20 protein-coding genes are annotated in these 20,761 nt (G+C 32.8%); all 20 read left to right on the forward strand.

From position 1 onward, the window contains the following. Nucleotide 1: 1 nt before the first annotated feature. Nucleotides 2-1,687, forward strand: coding sequence for a hypothetical protein (locus ABIQ27_RS12675; protein ID WP_348034274.1), 1,686 nt, complete (start codon nt 2-4; stop codon nt 1,685-1,687). 11 nt (nt 1,688-1,698) lie between these two features. Then, nucleotides 1,699-2,679 (forward strand): hypothetical protein, encoded by a 981-nt coding sequence (locus ABIQ27_RS12680; protein ID WP_348034276.1) that lies wholly within the window; start codon nt 1,699-1,701, stop codon nt 2,677-2,679. Between the two features lie 3 nt (nt 2,680-2,682). After that, nucleotides 2,683-3,540 carry a glucose-1-phosphate thymidylyltransferase RfbA gene (gene rfbA, locus ABIQ27_RS12685; protein ID WP_348034278.1) on the forward strand — a complete coding sequence of 286 codons (858 nt, stop codon included), beginning with the start codon at nt 2,683-2,685 and terminating at the stop codon, nt 3,538-3,540. A 3-nt stretch (nt 3,541-3,543) separates the two neighbouring features. Further along, entirely contained in the window at nt 3,544-4,095 is a 552-nt protein-coding gene (gene rfbC, locus ABIQ27_RS12690; protein ID WP_348034279.1) for a dTDP-4-dehydrorhamnose 3,5-epimerase, read from the forward strand. After that, nucleotides 4,089-4,937, forward strand: coding sequence for a dTDP-4-dehydrorhamnose reductase (gene rfbD / locus ABIQ27_RS12695; RefSeq protein WP_348034280.1), 849 nt, complete (start codon nt 4,089-4,091; stop codon nt 4,935-4,937). The genes rfbC and rfbD overlap by 7 nt, the downstream gene beginning before the upstream one ends. Further along, a complete protein-coding gene (locus tag ABIQ27_RS12700; RefSeq protein ID WP_348034281.1) occupies nt 4,937-5,854 on the forward strand; it encodes an NAD(P)-dependent oxidoreductase in 918 nt (305 codons plus the stop codon). The genes rfbD and ABIQ27_RS12700 overlap by 1 nt, the downstream gene beginning before the upstream one ends. Continuing rightward, a complete protein-coding gene (locus tag ABIQ27_RS12705) occupies nt 5,851-6,642 on the forward strand; it encodes a sugar phosphate isomerase/epimerase family protein (RefSeq protein WP_348034282.1) in 792 nt (263 codons plus the stop codon). The genes ABIQ27_RS12700 and ABIQ27_RS12705 overlap by 4 nt, the downstream gene beginning before the upstream one ends. Further along, nucleotides 6,623-7,429: a glycosyltransferase family 2 protein gene (locus ABIQ27_RS12710; protein WP_348034283.1), complete on the forward strand. Its 807-nt coding sequence runs from the start codon at nt 6,623-6,625 to the stop codon at nt 7,427-7,429. The genes ABIQ27_RS12705 and ABIQ27_RS12710 overlap by 20 nt, the downstream gene beginning before the upstream one ends. Next, nucleotides 7,430-8,392, forward strand: coding sequence for a glycosyltransferase (locus tag ABIQ27_RS12715; RefSeq protein WP_348034284.1), 963 nt, complete (start codon nt 7,430-7,432; stop codon nt 8,390-8,392). A gap of 20 nt (nt 8,393-8,412) precedes the next feature. Beyond that, entirely contained in the window at nt 8,413-10,140 is a 1,728-nt protein-coding gene (locus ABIQ27_RS12720) for a glycosyltransferase family 39 protein (RefSeq protein ID WP_348034285.1), read from the forward strand. 1 nt (nt 10,141) lies between these two features. Then, nucleotides 10,142-11,272, forward strand: coding sequence for an FAD-dependent oxidoreductase (locus tag ABIQ27_RS12725; RefSeq protein ID WP_348034286.1), 1,131 nt, complete (start codon nt 10,142-10,144; stop codon nt 11,270-11,272). A gap of 4 nt (nt 11,273-11,276) precedes the next feature. After that, nucleotides 11,277-12,197, forward strand: a complete 921-nt coding sequence (locus ABIQ27_RS12730; RefSeq protein ID WP_348034287.1) for a glycosyltransferase — start codon at nt 11,277-11,279, stop codon at nt 12,195-12,197. A gap of 66 nt (nt 12,198-12,263) precedes the next feature. Then, complete coding sequence (locus ABIQ27_RS12735; protein WP_348034288.1) at nt 12,264-12,824, forward strand: hypothetical protein; 561 nt, start codon at nt 12,264-12,266, stop codon at nt 12,822-12,824. Nucleotides 12,825-12,920: 96 nt separating this feature from the next. Further along, nucleotides 12,921-14,186 (forward strand): oligosaccharide flippase family protein, encoded by a 1,266-nt coding sequence (locus tag ABIQ27_RS12740; RefSeq protein ID WP_348034289.1) that lies wholly within the window; start codon nt 12,921-12,923, stop codon nt 14,184-14,186. A 42-nt stretch (nt 14,187-14,228) separates the two neighbouring features. Beyond that, nucleotides 14,229-14,906, forward strand: a complete 678-nt coding sequence (locus tag ABIQ27_RS12745; RefSeq protein WP_348034290.1) for an acyltransferase — start codon at nt 14,229-14,231, stop codon at nt 14,904-14,906. Then, the gene (locus tag ABIQ27_RS12750; protein ID WP_348034291.1) at nt 14,907-16,127 is read left to right on the forward strand and encodes a hypothetical protein; all 1,221 of its coding nucleotides are present in this window, start codon (nt 14,907-14,909) and stop codon (nt 16,125-16,127) included. Beyond that, entirely contained in the window at nt 16,128-17,303 is a 1,176-nt protein-coding gene (locus ABIQ27_RS12755; RefSeq protein ID WP_348034293.1) for a glycosyltransferase family 4 protein, read from the forward strand. 20 nt (nt 17,304-17,323) lie between these two features. Then, the gene (locus tag ABIQ27_RS12760; RefSeq protein ID WP_348034294.1) at nt 17,324-18,430 is read left to right on the forward strand and encodes a DUF1972 domain-containing protein; all 1,107 of its coding nucleotides are present in this window, start codon (nt 17,324-17,326) and stop codon (nt 18,428-18,430) included. Then, on the forward strand, nt 18,372-19,727 hold the full coding sequence (locus ABIQ27_RS12765; RefSeq protein ID WP_348034295.1) for an O-antigen ligase family protein: 1,356 nt from the start codon (nt 18,372-18,374) through the stop codon (nt 19,725-19,727). Before ABIQ27_RS12760 ends, ABIQ27_RS12765 begins: the two co-directional genes overlap by 59 nt. Nucleotides 19,728-19,751: 24 nt before the next feature. Then, a complete protein-coding gene (locus ABIQ27_RS12770; RefSeq protein WP_348034296.1) occupies nt 19,752-20,735 on the forward strand; it encodes a UDP-glucuronic acid decarboxylase family protein in 984 nt (327 codons plus the stop codon). Nucleotides 20,736-20,761: the final 26 nt, after the last annotated feature.

A 20,761-nucleotide genomic window follows, 5' to 3' on the forward strand; every position in this document is an offset into this window, starting at 1 on the left:
AATTAAAAACATTTCGCGCTCAAGAGCGCAAGAATCGTCGGCAGCTATCGAACGATTGTACATTACCATGAGGCATTTATTCAACAGAGGTTTCTATAAACCAATGGGTGTTTCAGGAGAAACTTTAAGAGAAGCATTGCTTTCTCTAAGACCAGAAATTTACGGAAGTATTGCAGAAGAAAAAGTTGAACTCAGCGGTTTGCTTTATGTAATAGAAAGACTTCCGGTAGGCATTGAAGAATGTCGTTTTATCAACTTAACTTCAGACGAAGGGTATTCAAAATCACATTTTCAGGCAATTGTTCCGCCAAAACGTAGAAGAAATTGCTATCGTATTGATGACGAGCAAATGAACGTTGAAATCACACGTGGACGTTCTGATATTTATGATATCCTGACGCATTTGACTTTTATTTTTATCGAATCGCATAAAATTAAAGACAGAGTTTTATTAGACGAATTAGAGGTTGAACTAACCCGCGATTGGGAAAAACTGGAAGAAGCAGTTTTGCAAAACAAAAAAATGACGCTTAAGGAAAAGGAAATTGCGATTTCGCATGCTGCTAATGTCTTGGGCAGAAGTTTTTCGGAAGTATTAGATATTTATGATGATTTTGGAACCAAAGAAAAACCAGATCGCTTTTTACACGTTATTTATTGGTTAGGAAAACTGGCGATTGATGAGGTTATCAATAACAACAAGAGAACCATTACGTTTAGCCCAATTTTAAGAGAAAGATTAGGACATCATATTCATGGTGAAATTTGGGCTGATAATATTAAAGAGGCTTTGAAAGCTAATAATCTTTTGGAACGTCCAATTCACGTCATTAGTGCTAACATGCATAGTGTGATGAATTCAATTTTCGCAACGAATGTTTTAAAAACCAAATTCAAAGACAAGTCGGATTTCTTCATCTATGAAGAATTGAGCAAATCGGGAGCTAATGATGTTCGAAACAAAGTCGAAGAAGTTGCTGTAAAGCAAGGAATGATTTCACTTCCAGATGTTATGTCGGGAACCAATATAGATGTTCAGCTATTTGATACAGCTAAAATAGACTGGGCAAAATCAAGTTTTCCAAAAGCTATCATCGGTAAAGAAGCACCAGTACTTATTGTAATGGATTATGCTTTTGGTGAGCAGGCATTTGAAACTATTGATGAGTTATTAAAACCATATAAAGAAGGTAAAAACAGAACTTTCCTTAACGTAGAATCAGTTTCGATTATGGGTAAGGCCGGAATTCTGGAAGGCGGAAAAGGAGACATCATGATTCCTTCTGCGCATATCAATGAAGGTACAGCCGATAACTATCCGTTTGAAAACGAATTGACCTTGGAAATGTTTGAAGGTAACGGAATTCCGGTTTGTTCAGGACCAATGGTTACTGTTTTAGGAACGTCACTTCAGAATAAAGATTTATTGAAGTTTTTCCATGAGTCAACCTGGGAAGTCATCGGTCTTGAAATGGAAGGCGCATACTACCAAAAAGCTATTCAATCGGCATCAAAAATCAGAAAGAGCATTCCGCAGAATGTGAAAGTAAGATATGCTTATTATGCTTCGGATAATCCATTAGAGACTGGAAGCACTTTGGCTTCTGGAGGATTAGGAACGACAGGAGTGAAACCAACTTATCTGATTACAATCAAAATATTAGAACAAATTTTTAACGTAAAATAATTATTTTTTTTATGAGCGCAAAACCTCAAAACGACGGCAATCAGGAGATAGATTTGACACAGATTCCCAGAAAAATAGGCGATTTTTTTGAAAATGTTTCCACTTCAATATTTAAAGTTTTTTTATTCTTTAAGAGAAACATTCTTTGGGTGGCAATATTGTTTATTCTTGGTGCTGGTTTAGGAATATATCTTGATAAAACCACAAAAATTTATGATAATCAGATTATTGTAAGCCCTAATTTTGGTTCGGTGGATTATTTGTATTCAAAAATTGAATTGATTAATTCAAAAATTGAAGACGGTGATACATTATTCCTGAAAGAAGTTGTTGGAATTAAACAACCTACTAAGATTAGAGGAGTAGCAATCACACCAATTACTGACGTTTATAAATTTATTGATAATAAAACTCAGAACTTTGATTTGATTAAGCTGATGGCTGAAGACGGAGACATTAAGAAGATTTTAAACGAAAGTCTGACAAGTAAAAATTATCCGTATCACACTATTTCTTTTTCTACGATTGACCAGACTTCGGATGAAAATGTGGTTACGCCAATTTTGAATTATGTTAACAATTCTGATTACTACAAGGTAATTCAAAAAGAATACATGAATAACATCAAAATTAAAATGACAGAGAATGACTCTATACTTTCACAAATAAATGGATTCTTAAACGCATTCAAAAGCTCGGTAAACGGATCTCAAAAAAGTGATAAATTGGTTTACTATAATGAAAACTCACAGTTAAACGATGTTATCAAAACAAAAGATCAATTAGTCTATGAACAGGGATTACACCGAATAGAATTAGTTAATCTTGACAAAATAGTTAAAGAAACTGCCTCAACACTGAATGTTAAAAGCAACAAATCAATCAATGGAAAAATGAAATTAATTCTACCGTTGTTGTTTGTTGGCTTATTCATTTTAGGCTCCTATTTTAAGTCATACTACAAACACCAAATGGCAAAATTGAATAAATAGTTTATGAAAGGAATTATTTTAGCTGGTGGATCAGGAACAAGATTGCACCCATTGACTTTGGCAGTTAGCAAGCAGCTGATGCCAATTTATGACAAACCGATGATTTATTATCCATTATCAACTTTGATGTGGTCTGGAATCAACGAAATTTTAATTATATCAACACCGCACGATTTACCATTGTTCAGACAATTATTAGGTGATGGAAAAAGTTTGGGCTGTCGATTCGAATATGCTGTTCAGGAAAATCCGAATGGTCTTGCAGAAGCATTTATCATTGGAAAAGAATTCATAGGAAACGACAAGGTTGCCCTGGTTCTTGGAGACAATATTTTTTACGGAACTGGTCTTTCCGATTTGTTATTGGCCAATAATAACCCCGATGGTGGAATTATTTATGCTTACCATGTTCATGATCCGGAACGATATGGAGTAGTCGATTTTGATAAAGATGGCAAAGTACTTTCAATTGAAGAGAAACCGGAACATCCAAAATCAAATTTTGCTGTTCCCGGGATTTATTTCTATGATAATGATGTTGTAGAAATTGCGGCGAATATTAAACCAAGCCATCGTGGAGAACTTGAAATTACGGATGTAAACAAAGAATATCTAAAAAGAGGAAAACTCAAAGTAAGTATTCTCGACAGAGGAACAGCTTGGTTAGACACGGGAACATTCCAATCTTTGATGCAGGCCGGACAATTTGTTCAGGTTATTGAAGATCGCCAGGGATTAAAAATTGGAGCTATTGAAGAAGCTGCCTACAGAATGGGCTTCATAGATGCGAAACAGTTAGAAAAATTAGCACAGCCACTTTTAAAAAGCGGTTATGGCACACATTTACTTAGTTTGATTTAAGACATGAATTTTATTGCAACCAAACTTCAGGGCTGTTTTATTATTGAACCAAAAATCATCACCGATGAACGCGGTTACTTTATGGAAAGTTTTAACGAAAACACTTTTCAAAAAGGAGTCGACCAGCAGGTTCATTTTGTTCAGGACAATCAGTCATTTTCATCAAAAGGAGTTTTACGAGGCTTACACTATCAAACAGGTGAACACGCCCAGGCTAAATTAGTCAGAGTTTTGCAGGGAGAAGTTCTGGATGTTGCTGTTGATATTAGACCAGATTCACCAACATTTGGTCAGTATGAAGCCGTTGTTTTATCAGGTGAAAATCAGAGACAGTTTTTTGTTCCAAGAGGATTTGCACATGGATTCTTAGTATTGAGTGAAACAGCAACTTTCTTCTACAAATGCGATAATTTTTACAACAAAGAATCAGAAGGCGGAATTAGTTACAATGATAAAACCATCAATATTGATTGGAGTTTTCCAACAGAAAACTTAATTATTTCTGAAAAGGATAAAATCCAACCCAATTTAGAAAACGCCAAAAAAGCATGGTAGTTTTAGTCACTGGAGCCAAAGGACAACTAGGTCAAAGTTTGCAATTTATTGCAAAAAACTATCCTGAACTTCATTTTGTTTTTTGTTCTTCAGCAGATTTAGATATTTCCAATACAGAAAATTGCCAGACAGTTTTTTCTAAAATCAAACCCGATTATTGTATAAATGCCGCAGCCTATACTGCCGTTGATAAAGCTGAAAGCGAACCTCAAAAAGCACACCTAATCAATGTTGTTGGTGCTCAAAATTTGGCTGAGGTTTGTAAATCATACAACACAATTCTACTTCATATTTCTACCGATTTTGTTTTTGACGGAAACGCTTCAAAACCCTATTCAGAAGATGACATTCCAAATCCGACAGGCGTTTATGGACAAACCAAATTAGACGGAGAGCGAGCCATTCAGGCAGTTTTTGGAAATTGCTTCATCATCAGAACATCTTGGGTTTATTCACAATTTGGTAATAATTTCATGAAAACCATGCTGCGGTTGGGTTCAGAAAGAGATTCATTATCTGTAGTAAATGACCAAATTGGAACACCAACTAACGCCGTTGATTTAGCAGAATGTTTGGTTAAAATAATAACATCCAACACCCAACACCCAACACCCAAGTATGGAATATATAATTTCAGTAACGAAGGACAATGCAGCTGGTATGATTTTGCCAAAAAAATATTCGAAATCAATAAAATTAAAATAGATTTACAACCAATTCCAACAACAAGTTTTCCTACACCGGCCAAAAGACCGAAATATAGTGTTTTGGATAAAACCAAAATCAAGGATACTTTTGGAATTGAAATTAAAAATTGGGAGGAAAGCTTAAAAAAAGGATAATGAAAATTTTAGTTGGAAGTACAGGTTTTGTAGGTTCAAACCTTAGTTCACAAACTGGTTTTGATGGACTTTTTAATTCGAAAAATATACAGGAAGCTTTTGGGTTATCGCCAGATATTTTAATTTACTCAGGTGTCAGAGCCGAGAAGTTTATTGCCAATAAAGAACCGGAATTGGATTTTTCAATTATTGAAAACGCCATTGAAAATATAAAAAAAATCAATCCCAAAAAAGTCATTTTAATTTCTACTGTTGATGTTTATCCATCGACGATGAATGTTGATGAAAATACCGTAATAGATCAGGAAATGGTTCAGCCTTATGGCAAAAACAGATTGTTTCTCGAAAGATGGATTGAAGAAAATTTCGATGATTATTTGATTCTGAGATTGCCGGGATTATTTGGAGAAAAAATCAAGAAAAATTTCATTTACGATATAATCAATATTATACCGGCAATGTTAAACGAAGAGCTTTTTCAAAAATACAGCCATAATGATTGGATTGTTTCGAATTATACTAAACAGGATAACGGATTTTATAAACTGAATTCAATTTCTGAAAATGAACGTGAAATACTTAAAAAACAATTTTTGTCTATAGGTTTTTCAGCTTTGAATTTCACGGATAGCAGAGGTGTTTTCCAGTTTTATAATTTAAAAAACCTTTGGAATGATATTGAAAGAGCAACCGCAAGTAACATAAAAAAATTAAATTTAGCTACTGAACCAGTAGGTGTAAATGAAATTTACAAAGCCGTTTTTGATAAAAACTTTGAGAATGAATTAGGCGCGGTTTTTCCACATTATGATTTACACACCATTCATTCAGGAACTTTCGGGAATGGAAAAAAACACATTCAGGATAAGGAAACGGTTTTACAGGAAATAATTGAATTCATAAAAAGTAAAAAGTGAAATTGGCAATATCAAATATAGCCTGGTCTTCAGAAGATGATGAACAAATGCATTTTTTTTTAAAATCTGCAGGTTTTGAAGGATTAGAAATTGCGCCAACCAGAATAATTCCTGAAAATCCATACGACAAATTAAAGGAAGCAGAAGCTTTTAAAAACACTTTAAAAACGGATTTTAGTTTGACAATTCCATCTTTACAGGCAATATGTTTTGGGAGAAACGAAGCTATTTTCGGGAAAGAAGAAGAGCGAGAAAGTATTAAAGAATACATAAAAAAAGCCATTGATTTTGCCAGTGTTTTAGACTGTAAAAATTTGGTTTTCGGTTCACCTAAAAATAGGATTATTGGAGAAAATCAAGAAGATATTGCGATGTCTTTTTTTGCTGAATTAGGAACATATGCCAATAAAAAAAATACAATTCTGGCGATGGAGCCCAATCCGGATATTTATGGAACCAATTTCTTAAACACAACACAACAAGCAGTTGATTTTGTAAAAGAAATTAAAAATAAAGGATTAAAAATTAATGTTGATTTAGGCACAATAATTCATAATAATGAAGATATTGCAATCATTGCCAACAATATTGAATTAATAAACCACATTCACATCAGCGAACCATTTTTAGAACCAATTACAGAAAGAGATATTCATAATGATTTGTATCAAATTCTGAAAGAGAATAATTATTCTAATTATCTTTCAATTGAAATGAAAAACACAAACGACACAGCAATCGTTAAAAACGCGATTTATTATCTAAAAGATGTATTCAAAAGAAAATAAAAATATCGACGGAGTTCCAGATTATATTTCGAATGAAATATATCCAAAAAAGACAAAATACTGTCTGTGTATTCCCATTATTAATGAATCGGACAGAATTCATAAACAGTTAGAACGCGCACAAAAAAATGGGATTGACAAGCTAGTTGATATAATTATTTGTGATGGCGATTCAACAGATGGTTCAACAGATTTGAGTCAGTTAGAATCATTAGGCGTTAATACATTATTAGTAAAAAAAGGATTTGGGAAACAAGGAGCGCAATTAAGAATGGGCTTTTGGTTTGCTTTGGAAAGAGGCTATGAAGGCGTTTTAACTATCGATGGAAACAATAAAGATAGTATTGAATCGGTGCCTTTGTTTATAGAAAAATTGGAACAAGGCTATGATTTTATTCAGGGGTCAAGATATGTTGCAGGAGGAAAAGCCATCAATACGCCGTTAATCCGTCATTTTGCAGTTAAGTTTATTCATTCGCCAATGATTTCTTTAACGGCAAGACACAAGTTTACAGATTCTACGAATGCTTATAGAGCCTATTCCAAAAAATACTTAACTCATCCGAAAGTTCAACTTTTTAGAGATATTTTTGTTACTTATGAATTGTTGGCTTTTTTGTCAGTACGGGCGACGCAAATAGGTTTAAAAGTAGCCGAGGTTCCTGTTGAAAGGCGTTATCCGGATGAAGGAAAAGTTCCGACAAAGATTAGTTTTTTTAAAGGTAATATGAATTTGATAAAAATCTTATTCAATAACCTGAAAGGAAACTACAATCCAAAAGACTAAATGAATAAAGAAAAAACAATAATTTGTTTGACACCAGTTTACAATGATTGGGAAAATTTCTTGATTTTGGCTTCCAAAATTGCTGAAATCACTGTCAACAATGAAAATTATTCTGTTCAGCTAGTAGTTATAAATGATGGATCTGATGAAGAGTTTGAAGCCTTAGATTTTTCAAGAAATCTTCCAATTGAAATTATTACGTTAAAAAACAATGTAGGGCATCAAAGAGCCATAGCCATAGGATTGCAATATATAAATGCTGTTAAGTCAGATTTTGATTTTGTTGTTGTTTTAGATAGTGATGGAGAGGATAAGCCAGAAGATATAATTCAATTAGTCTCGAAATGCGAAACAGAAAACAGTAAGAAAATCATCTTTGCCCAAAGAAAAAAAAGGAAGGAATCAATTCTATTTATGATAGGTTATTTTTTCTACAGGCATATATTCCATTTACTTACAGGTCAAAAAATAAATTTTGGAAACTTCAGTTGTATTCCTAAAAGGCTTTTAAAGAAAATTGCGATTCAGGATAATCTTTGGAACCATTATTCAGGAAGCATTATTCAATCTAAAACGCCTTTTGATGGTATTTCTTTAGACAGAGGTAAAAGATATTCCGGACAATCAAAAATGAATTTCAACAGCTTGGTCATTCACGGATTGAGTTCTATCTCTGTTTATTTTGATTCTTTGTCAATACGTATTTTAAAAATGTCTATTTATGGAATAATGGCTTGCTTCCTGGCAGTAGTTGTAGTTTTGTACAAAAAATCCATTACCGATACTGCCATACCCGGATGGGCGTCCAATTTAATATTTATAATTTTCAGTATAATTCTTCAGTTATCTTCAGTAACATTAATTATATTGTTAATGCAATTGAGTTCCAGAAAAAATATAAAAATCCCGTCAACAGATATTTATAAAGACTTTATTGAGGAAATCAAAGAAATTAAACCATAAAGAATATTAAAATAAAACCTATGGGAAAAATTAAAAATTGGATTACATCAAATTATATTATAATAATAATATTGGTAATAGCATCAATAATTCGGCTATATCATCTTGTATATCAGAGTGTTTGGCTAGATGAAATTGCATCCATCACAGAAGCCAATCCGTCAGTGAATTGGTCTGATTTGAATGTTACGATTGTTACTTCTGATCCTCATCCGCAATTATACTTTATTTTCTTAAAGACACTGTTCATTCTTTTTGGCTACACTATATGGGTTGCTAGGTTTTACTCTGCAGTTGTTGGAGTTTTGGGTGTGTTTTCAATTTATTTATTAGGAAAGGAAATGATGAATAAAAATATTGGATTAATTTCCGCCTTTCTATTGGCAATCAATGCTTTTCACCTCAATTATTCCCAAGAAGTCAGAATGTATGCGTTGCTGTGCTTAGTGACAGTTTTGTCGTTTTACCGTTTGATAATTTTCCTTAAGAACACTACCTATAAAAATGCTGTTTGGTATGGTATTTTTACAGGATTGATGCTCATTACCCAATTCTTCGGATTGTTTGTTTTAGTTTCCCAATTATTCATTTTGTTCATCGTTTTACTAAGATTGGATAAAAAAGAAAAACTACAATTCCTATATAAATCTATAGTCTCAGGAATAGTATCAACAGCTATTTTTCTTCCTGCGGTTGGTATTTTCATAGAAACTACGAAAAAGAAATACGCGGCCATCCTTCCAACCACAATTGATACAATTAAACAGATTTTCAAAGATTTTGCAGACAATTCAGATGCTGTGCTTTGGATTTCGATGTTGATTATAGCATTTTATTTCGTCGTTGTTATCAAGAAGAAATTGTTTAAAAACAAGGAAGAATCACTAGTGATTTTGATACTGCTTTCTTGGATATTGGTTACACTTATAGTGCCAATTATCAGATCATATCTTGTGACGCCAATGATTAACAGCAGGTATTTTATTGTTATCCTGCCTCCAATTATTGTTCTTGTTGCTCTGGGGATAGATAAAATGGGTAAAAAGGCAATCCAGCTTGGAATTATAGCGGCTTTGGCAGTCACCTCTTTATATCAGTTGATTTACACAAATGACTATTACAATAAAATATCGAAAGGGCAATTCAGAGAGATAGCAGACTATGTGATCAAAGAAAACACCGATAAAGACCCTGTATATAGTAATTTGACCTGGCATCTTATTTATCTATTCGACAGGGATAAGACCAATACTCCGCTTGTTAACAGGGTTTTTGAAGATTATGTACATGAAATGATGAAAGACCCAAAAGGAATACATTCTTTTTGGTATTTTGGCGCTTTTGGAAATCCTTTAAAGCTAAGCCCACAATCAGATAAGTTTATGGCAGAGCATTTTGATGTTGTTCACAGCCTTGACAAATTTGACAGCTGGACAAGACATTACGTTCCAAAAGAAGCGCTAAACATGGGTGAGCTTTCCAAAGAAACCTTTGAATTGAGCAATATAAACGATATCAACTGGAAAGGTGGAGTCGGCACTCACGATTCAAGGTTGCTGGTAAATCTTTCTGAAAAGAACATAGAAATTTTAAAAACAGGTGTTGGGTTAAGAGCTAAGAATGGAAAAGTTTATAAAATCTTGAAAACAGAAATAATTGGTAATTTTATTTATGTTAATGTTGACAAAAGCCCTAAGGCTAATAGAGATTTACTTGAATATCCAAATCCGATTTGGTATATAAAATAAAATGGAGCATTTTGATAAAATAATAATCGGAGCAGGTTTATACGGTCTTTATGCCGCTCTTTTTTGTGCAAAAAAAGGAGAAAAGGTTTTGGTTTTTGAACACGACCCGGAATCTTTTTCTAGGGGAAGCTATATCAACCAGGCTAGAGTGCATATGGGTTATCATTATCCAAGGTCTTATACAACGGCAAAGAAATCGGCCGATTACTATGACAGATTCATTGAAGACTACGATTTTTGCATTCATAACAGGTTTGATAAAATATATGCCATTTCAAAACAATTCTCCTGGACAAATGCTGCACAGTTCAAAAAATTTTGCAGTGACACTGATATATTGTGCAAGCCAATAAATGTTGATGAATTCTTTAAAGAGGAATTTTGCGAAGGTGCTTACTTGTCTCAGGAATGTACATATGACGCCCAAGTTCTGAAAAATTATTTTCTGAAAGAGTTGCAAAATCATCCAAATGCACAAATTCAATACAATACCCATATTACCAAAGCAGAAAAGACTGAGAATTCTTATCTTTTGACAACGAACCATGAAGAGGTATATATATCAGAATTTGTTTTAAATACAACCTACGCCTCAATAAATCAGATATTAAATGTTTTTGGAGAACAACTTCTTGATATAAAATATGAACTTTGTGAAGTAATTTTATGTAAAGTGAGCGATAACTTAAAGAATGTTGGGATAACGATGATGGACGGACCGTTTTTTTCGCTTATGCCTTTTGGGCAAACCGGATATCATTCCTTGACTGCTGTAAGTTATACGCCTCACAAAACCTCACATTCGCTATTGCCAAAATTTGACTGCCAGTCAAGGAGCAACAATTACTGCAGTAGCATTAAGCTTGGTAATTGCAACACATGTATAGCAAAGCCAATAACGTCTTGGCCTTTTATGTTGGCGCTAGCAAAAAAATATTTGAATGAAAATACAACAATAGAATATGTAGAATCATTATATTCTATAAAGCCAATTTTGGAAGCCTCAGAAGTTGATGATTCAAGACCAACAGTGGTTAAAGAGTTCTCTAAAAAGCCAAAATTTGTTTCTGTACTATCTGGAAAAATCAACACAGTTTACGATTTAGACATTATTTTATCTAATAAGACTTAATAAAATGAAAGAAAAAAAACTAATATCATTAATTGTTTATTTATATAATAATGAGGATTCTATTTTAGGATTTTTAGAGTTGATTATTCAACAAACCGAGGAGTTGTTCGAGCAGTTTGAAATAATAATCGTAAACGACGCTTCAACAGATGCTTCTGTGCAGAAAATAAAAACTGCAGATTTTTTAAAGCCTTATCAGGTTTCGATTATCCAGATGAGCTTTCATCAGGGTGTTGAATTATCTATGAATGCCGGATTAGATTTGTCAACTGGAGATTTTGTATATGAATTTGACACCGTCATTATTGATTTTGATAAAATCTTAATTGAGCAATCGTATCGTAAAATCCTTGAGGGATATGATATTGTTTCGGTGTCTCCAACGGCAAGCGAAAAAATGACTTCAAAGTTTTTCTATAAAACCTATAATTATTTTTCAAAATCTGATTATAAATTAAGAACAGATAGGTTCAGAATTTTATCCAGAAGAGCAATAAACAGGGCGTTTTCTATAAGTGTTAAAATACCATATAGAAAAGCTATGTACATCAATAGTGGGTTAAAAGTAGCTACTATTGAGTTTAAGAAAAACAACCTGCAAAGGAATACAACAGAAAAGAGCTATCTTAGAAATAAGACCGCAATCGACACTTTGATTATTTACACAAATTTAGCATTTTCCATCTCTGTTTATATCTCATTAATACTGCTGTTTTGCACTTTGAGCATAATAATATATACAATGTTTATTTATTTCGGTAAAAATAAACCCATTGAAGGTTGGACAACCATTATGCTTTTATTATCGGGTGGATTTTCAGGTTTATTCCTGTTGACTGCAATAATAATCAAGTATTTATCCCTAATACTCGAAATCGTTTTTAAGAAAAAATCATATATTCAAGAAAATATAGAAAAAATATAATTTCTTAGAAAAAAAAATTACTTTTGCACTGTAAAATAAAAAAAGAAACTAATAAAAAAGAAACCAATGAAAATAAGAGTATTAATCGGTTTATTATCATTATCACTTGTTTTTTCTTGCCAGAATAAGACAGAAGAGAATAAAAAAGACACTGAAGCAACTGTAACTCCTGAACAACAAATATTTAATGTAGAAATGGATGTTAAAGCAGAAACTGCTGATGATTTTGCACTTTATTATACACAAGACAATTCAATTGACTTTTCAGATAAACAAGTTATTTGGAGAGGTGTTAAAGGAGGAATGGCAACCGAAAGAATAACCTTTAACCTTCCTGAAAATGTGCTGCCAACCAATATAAGAATAGATTTTGGGATTAAAAAAGATTCTAAAGATGTTACTTTAGAAAGGTTTAAAATAGAATATCTGAATAAAACAATAGAAGTTAAAGGCTCAGAATTTTTATATTATTTTATGGTCAATGATAAAGTACAAGCTCTGCCAGACCCGGAAAAAGGGACTATCACATTTAAGAAAAAAACAGAATTCCCTGCAGAAACATATTACTATTATCCTAGCCCAGCGCTAAATGATACGATCAAAGTATTGACGATGGGGAAAAAATAATAAATGATAGAATATCATAAAAAGCTACAAATAGGAAATTATCCTTATTTGTAGCTTTTGTTTTTAGCTTAAATTTGAAAACCAACAAAAACCAAAATGCTCCAAAAGAGGCTTCTTTTTTTAAAAAAGCAAAAACAGTTCACTAACCTTATAACTTATGGTTTTGGACAGGGTTTTAATTTGATTACTCCTTTGCTCGTAATTCCTTATATAGTCTCTATTTGTGGCGAAGAAGGTTATGGCAAAATCGGAGTTGGAATGGCTGTCGCTTTTTTTATCATGGTTTTTATAGACTATGGATCTGAAATAACCGGAGTTAAGCAGGTAGCGGTTAACAGGGAAGACAAAAACGAGCTTGAGAATATATTTATAACCACTTACACAGCTAAGCTCTTACTGCTTTTTGTGGTGTTGCTTATAGTGTCCGTTTTTTTCTGTTTGATTCCGTACTTTAATCAGGAAAAAGAATTGTTCTTTTTGAGCCTGGCAATGGTTGTTGGCCAGTTCATAAATCCAACCTGGTTTTTTCAGGGAATAGAAAACTTCAAATGGATTACAATATTAAACATCCTTTCTAAAGTAATTTATTTAGCGGGAATCTTCCTTTTTGTACACAAACCAACCGATTATATATACTGCAATCTAATTTGGGGAATAGGAATGATTATAGCCAACGGGATTTCGTTTGTTTACATAATCACCACACACTCGTTTTCATTTGCCAACACCAAAAAAGAGCATGTTTTAAAACTAGTCAGGGAGAATTTTTCTATTTTTTCATCACAAATTTTTGTCTCGCTGCAAATGTATTCACCAATTGTCTTAATTAGTTTCTTTGGCGGAAACACGATGGCAGGACAATATAAAATCATTGATCAGATAATAGTGATTTTCAAAACCTATATACTGCTGTTTTTTAACTATGTCTATCCAAGAGTTTGTTATTTATTGGATAAAAGCAAATTGGAAGCCATTCGTTTTTGGAAAATGTATAATGGATTAAATTTTGTTTTTATAGTTATTTCCATGTTGTTTATCTCAATATTTTCAACAAAAGTTGTCGCTTATTTTAATCCAAAAGGAATTCAGGAAATATCAAGTCTATTGAAGATTGCTGTCGTTATTCCGGTTTTACAGGCCATAACCATCCCTTTGAAGCAATTAGTTCTTGGATCCAACAGACAGTCAAAATATGTTAAAATAACAATGACGATTACTATTCTGAGTCTTTTGTTGATTGTTATAATCACTCCAGTTTACAAAGTTTTTGGTGTTTTAATTGCTTTGATTTTGACAGAAATCATAACATCCTTAATTTTCTACGCTACCGTTAAAAACGACTTATTTGTTCGTTCAAGTTAAAAACTATTGTATTTTTGAAACCTTGTAGAAAAGATTTTCTAAATGATAAAAAGAATAGTTCAAAATTCACTGGTAAAGTCGGGTAAAACATATACCATTGATCCAAATATTCCAAACAGGCTTTTTTATAACATGCTTATAAAGAGAGTCATAATGGTAATAAGAGGATTTCTTAAAACGGGTAAAAAAGTTTTTATTGGCTGTCACACTAAAATTTTGAACAATAAAAACATTGTTTTTGGGAAAAGTGTAACTATTGGAAGTTATTGCGAAATTGATGGTTATGCTTCGGAGAAAATTGTTTTTGGAGATTGTGTAAAAATTGGCTCTTATTCCAAATTACTTTCAACCAGCCATTTTTCAAAATATGGAAAAGGCTTAGTCATGGGCTCGAATTCAGCTGTTGGCGATTTTACTCATTTTGGTGCGCCCGGAGGAATTGAAATTGGGAATGATGTCATTATGGGTTCTTATGTTTCCTTTCATGCGGAGAACCATAATTTTTCAGATACTACCAAACTGATTAGGGAACAAGGAGTAAATTCCAAAGGAATCAAATTGGGAAACAATATTTGGGTTGGTGCAAAAGTTACTTTTCTTGACGGTTGCGAAGTAGGCGATAATTGTGTTGTTGCCGCAGGGGCCGTTGTAATTGGTAAATTTCCTGACAATTCAATAATTGGTGGAGTGCCGGCAAAAATTATAAAAAGCATTGAATAAATGAAGCTGACGATTCCAAACAATATTTTTTATCAGTTCTTATTTCTGTTATGCGTAGCAGTTCCCTATTTGGATATTTTTGAATTAACGATTGCTACCTGGAGCCTGACTTTTTTAATCACGATTAGAAATAATTATTCGATTTCTTTATTCAAACTTATTATCCCTTACTTTTTAATACTGCTAATTGCCTTTATTGTCAGCTTTAATTATGACTATCAAAGGTATTTTATAATTAGAGACATAACGTATCTTTTAAAACCGGCAATTGGTTTTTTATTAGGATATCAGCTTTGCCAAAGAAATTTCAAAAATGCTTTTAAACTAATAGTCAACACGGGAGTATTTATTTCAATCTGCCACGTAATTATTATTCTAAACGCCATATTCATTCATGGAACTAGGACCGTTGCAGAGTTGAGGTTTTACTCAGGATATTTCAGTGATTATGAGATTTACACTTTAATCATTTTGCTTTTTTACAAAAAATTCGAACTCGATTATTCTAAAAAAAAGGCATTGATCCTTACGTTATTAGTCGGTTTCTCTGCCTTCATGTATTTGGCAAGAACAAACTTCATCCAGTTTCTGATTTTGTTTTTAGCGTTAAAAGGATATTTCGAGATTAACAGAAAATCAATCACCATTTTCGCAAGTATAATTCTTGTTTCTGTAGTAGGCTATTTTATCGTTTTATCTGTAAATCCAAGAAGAGATGCCGACGGTGTTGAAGGATTTCTATATAAAATAAAAGTGGCGCCACTTGAACCTTTTAAAACTAAAATTAACAGGGAAGATTACAAAGATTTTAACGATAATTATCGTTCTTACGAAAACATCATGACCATTAGACAGGTCACAAGAGACGGAATTAGACCTACACTTTTTGGCAAAGGCCTGGGTTCTCAGATAGATTTGAAACAAGAGGTTTGGCTGGGCGATATGAACCTTAGATTTATTTCAATATTACACAATGGATTTATGATTGTGTTTTTGAAATCCGGATTGCTCGGGATATTCATTTATCTGTTTACAATATTTTATTTTTTCAATTCATCAAAAAGCGATAATCCGGTGGTAAACCAAATCACATTGCTTTTTATAGGAACCGGCGTCTTTTTGTTTATATCAAACTGGGTTTTCTTAGGTTTTTATAACTTAACGGAAACAAAATCAATACTTATAGGGTTTTTAATTGCCTACAGAGAAAAATTCAAATAAATGAAAAGCAGCATTCTATTCATTCATCAATCTGCAGAACTATACGGTTCAGATAAAACAATACTAATGTTTATTTCCAGTTTAGATAAGCAAAAGTATTTTCCTGTCGTGATGCTTCCTTTTGACGGACCATTAAAAACAGAATTTGAAAAAAATAACATTAAAGTCGTAATTGCTCCGGTGCTTAAGCTTTATCGCAAAATGTTTACTCCAAAAAACATTTTAAAATTCTGCAAAGAATATAAAGAAGGCCTGAATATCATAAATGAACTGCACAAAGAACATAAATTCAGCATCGTTTATTCACATACTTTGGCGGCATTAATCGGGATAATTTTTGCCCGTAAAAACAAAATCAAACATCTTTGGCATGTTCAGGAAATCATAGCAAAACCCGCTATATTCAACAAAGGATTTATAAAATTACTTTCTTTAAAAAGTAACCATGTTGCTGTTTATGATTCAAAAACGACAATGGAATTTTGGATTAAAGACAATCCGGCACTGGCAAAAAAGTCTATAGCCATCTGTAACGGACTGGATGTAAAAGAAAAACCAGAACCAAATTTAGAAGACATTCAAAAAATAAGAAAGGAATTTTTCAAAGTGCAGCCAGACGATATTGTTATTGGTTTGGTAGGAAGAATAAACAGCTGGAAAGGACAGCAGTTATTATTAGAAGCTTTCAATAAAATTGCTGATAAATATCCAAACATAAAGCTGGTTTATATTGGTTCGGCACCACCAAATCAGGAGTTTTTTGAAATAGAATTAAATGAAAAAATCAAAAATTATAATCTTTCGGAAAGAGTAATAATAATTCCTTTTCAGGAAAATATTTGGAGGTTTTGGGATTCAGTTGATATTGCAGTTGTTCCATCTACAGAACCAGAACCGTTTGGAATGGTTGCCATCGAAGCGATGTTAGCCAAAAAACCAGTTGTGGCGGCTAATCATGGTGGTTTAACAGAAACAGTTCTGAATAACGAAACAGGTTTCCACTTTGAGCCAAATAACAGTCAAAAATTAGCCGAGGCTATTTCAAAATTAATTGAAGATAAAAACAAAAGAATTTTATTTGGAGAAAAAGGGTATGAACGAGTACATTTACACTTTTCTTTAGAAAAGCATGTTGCTGAATTTGAAATAATTTTTGAGACACTTCTGAAAGACTAAATTTTAATTCTAATTTTTTGATGAAAATAGCCATACTAGGAACTCGTGGTGTACCCAATTATTACGGAGGATTTGAGCAGTTTGCTGAATTTTTTTCGGTTTATCTGGTAGAAAAAGGGCACGAAGTTTATTGCTACAATTCACATGATCATCCTCATCAGGAAAAGACTTTTCATGGTGTAAATATCATTCATCAATACGATCCAGAATACAAATATGGAACTTTTGGGCAATTCATTTATGATTACAACTGTATTATGGATTCCCGTAAAAGAGATTTTGACATCATTCTGCAATTAGGCTATACGAGCAATTCTGTTTGGCATTTTTTATTGCCAAAAAAATCTATCATCATTACCAATATGGACGGATTAGAGTGGAAGAGAACCAAATACTCTAAACCTGTGCAGCAATTTCTAAAGTTTGCCGAAAGATTAGCGGCAAATAACAGCGACTTTTTAGTTTCAGATTCAATAGGAATCCAAAAATTCCTTCAGGGGAAATATAAAAAAGAGTCGACTTATATCGCTTATGGCGCTTATCCTTTTTCTTCTCCAAACGAAGAATTTTTAAAGGAGTACAGCGTAGAAAAAGGAAATTATAATATGATTATGGCGCGCTTTGAACCGGAAAATAATATGGATATGGTTCTGGAAGGTGTTGCAATGAATGAGGATAAAATGCCGATTTTAGTGATTGGAAAACACATGACTAAATATGGAGAATATCTTAAAAACAAATTCAAAAACCATTCGAATATTAGATTCATAGGCGGAATTTATAATCTGGAACATTTGAATAATCTAAGGTATTTTTCTAATTTATATTTTCACGGACATTCGGTTGGTGGAACCAATCCATCTTTACTAGAAGCAATGGCGTCCAGAGCATTGGTAATTGCACATAACAATGATTTCAACAAGGGGATTTTAAAGGAAAACAGTCATTATTTCTCTAATCCGCAGGAAGTAAAAAATATTCTGAATTCAATCAAAAAAAATGATAACTTGCAATTAGTTCAAAACAATTTTGATTCGATTGTGAATGAATTTAATTGGGAAAAAATAAATGGTGAATATTTACAACTTTTCGAAGAATGTTATTCAAAATCTGATAAAAGAAAATAAAAGTAACAGCTCTTTTATTCCAATACTTTTAGTTCTTTCTACCATTCCGTTGACTTTTGCGATAAACAATGTTTCTCTGGGAATATTTCTGCTGGTTGCTTTTATTGCTTTGAAAAAGCAAAATTTTAAGTTCCAAAAAGAATTAATTTTCCCAATTCTGCTCTACGTTTTAATGGTGATTTCCTATTTCTGGTCAATAGATCCTGAAGCAACACTTTCTGCTCTGTTAAAAGAAATCCCATTACTTTTAATTCCCATTGGCTTTCTGATTTTTAAAGCAAATACTTCGGAACAAAAAAGAAAAATCATAGCGTATTACAGCTATGTCATCGTTGCTTTTGTTCTATACTATTCTGTCAGAGCGATAATTCGTTATTTTATTTTTGACGATGCAAGAATGTTCTTTTATCATGGCGAAAATGACAAAGATTACGGACTTGTGCCAAAGTTTTTGAATGCCATACACATGTCGGTTTTCGTGGCTGTAGCATTCTTTCATTTTTTTACAAAAGAGATAAAATCAAAAACCGATACATTGTTTTCAGCTGTGCTTTTTGGATTTATATTGCTTCTGTCTTCCAAAAATATCATACTCGTTGTCTTATTGCTTTCACTGATAAACATTTTCTTTTTTTCAAAAACAGCGCATAAATTAAGGCTAAGAAACCTAATTGTTTTTGGATTGATATTAGCAGTAATCTTTTCAATCGGAAGAATAAAAGAGAGATTTAAAATTGAATTCCAAACCAATACAGACAAAAGTTTAAGCACAAATGTCATTGAAGGCGTTCCGGCTGGCGTTCATTTTGTGAGTCTGAAAGAAGCCTGGTCAAATCCAACGTTTACAACAAATGATTACTTTAACGGAACGGCGTTTAGGGTTTACCAATTTAGAATCTTCACCGAATTGATAAATGAAAACAACGCGTTCTTAACCGGATTTGGATTGAATGCTTCTTATCCAAAAATCAAAGAAAAAGCAGTACAATACGATCTTTATATGGGTGAGAAAAACCGCCCTGATAGTGGCTATCAATCAAAGAATTTTCACAATCAATATGTTCAGAATTTTGCTGATTTGGGACTTTTTGGGTTTTTATTGATAGTAATTATGCTATTTGTTAACGTTAAAAATGCAATTAAAATGAAAGATTTTGTGCATTTTGCTTTCGCATTTCTAATGATAAGTTTATTTTTGACGGAATCATTTTTATGGAGACAAAGAGGAGTGGTGTTTTTTACGATGATGTATTGTCTTTTTAATTCAGTCCAGAAGGTTCGGGATTGTTCAAAATAGTTCCAAAACAGAATAAAAATTATTATGAAAAGAATATTAATTACTGGTGCAGCTGGTTTTTTGGGCTCACATCTTTGTGATCGTTTTATAGCCGAAGGTTATTTTGTGATTGGAATGGATAACTTGATTACAGGCGATTTAAAGAATATTGAGCATTTATTCAAAAACAAAAATTTTGAGTTTTATCATCACGATGTAACCAAGTTTGTTCATGTACCGGGAAATTTAGATTATATTCTTCATTTTGCATCACCTGCAAGTCCAATTGATTATTTAAAAATTCCAATTCAAACGCTAAAAGTAGGTTCACTTGGGACGCACAATCTTTTAGGATTGGCCCGTGTGAAAAAAGCCAGAATTCTTATTGCTTCAACTTCTGAAATTTACGGTGATCCATTAGTGCATCCTCAAACAGAAGATTACTACGGAAATGTAAATACGATTGGTCCACGAGGTGTTTATGATGAAGCTAAGCGTTTTCAGGAATCAATTACGATGGCCTACCACACTTTTCATGGAGTAGAAACCAGAATAGTTAGAATATTCAATACTTATGGGCCGAGAATGCGACTCAATGACGGTCGTGTTATTCCGGCATTCATCGGTCAGGCATTGCGTGGCGAAGACTTAACCATTTTTGGAGATGGAAGTCAGACACGTTCATTTTGTTATGTAACAGATCAGGTAGAAGGAATTTTCAGATTGCTGCATTCGGATTATTCGATGCCGGTAAACATCGGAAATCCAAATGAAATTACGATTAAAGACTTTGCCGACGAAATTATAAAACTGACAGGTACAAATCAAAAGGTTGTTTACCATCCATTGCCTATCAATGATCCAATGCAAAGACAACCGGATACCACCCGGGCTAAAAATATTTTGGGTTGGGAAGCTAAAGTTTCAAGAGAAGAAGGAATGAAATTGACGTACGAGTATTTTAAATCGCTTTCATCTGAAGAGCTTTTAAAAGAAGAACACAAAGACTTTAAGGGATATATCCACTAGTAGCTTATGGTTGCACAACAAACAGG

Source organism: Flavobacterium sp., assembly GCF_039916025.1.
Taxonomy (GTDB): domain Bacteria; phylum Bacteroidota; class Bacteroidia; order Flavobacteriales; family Flavobacteriaceae; genus Flavobacterium.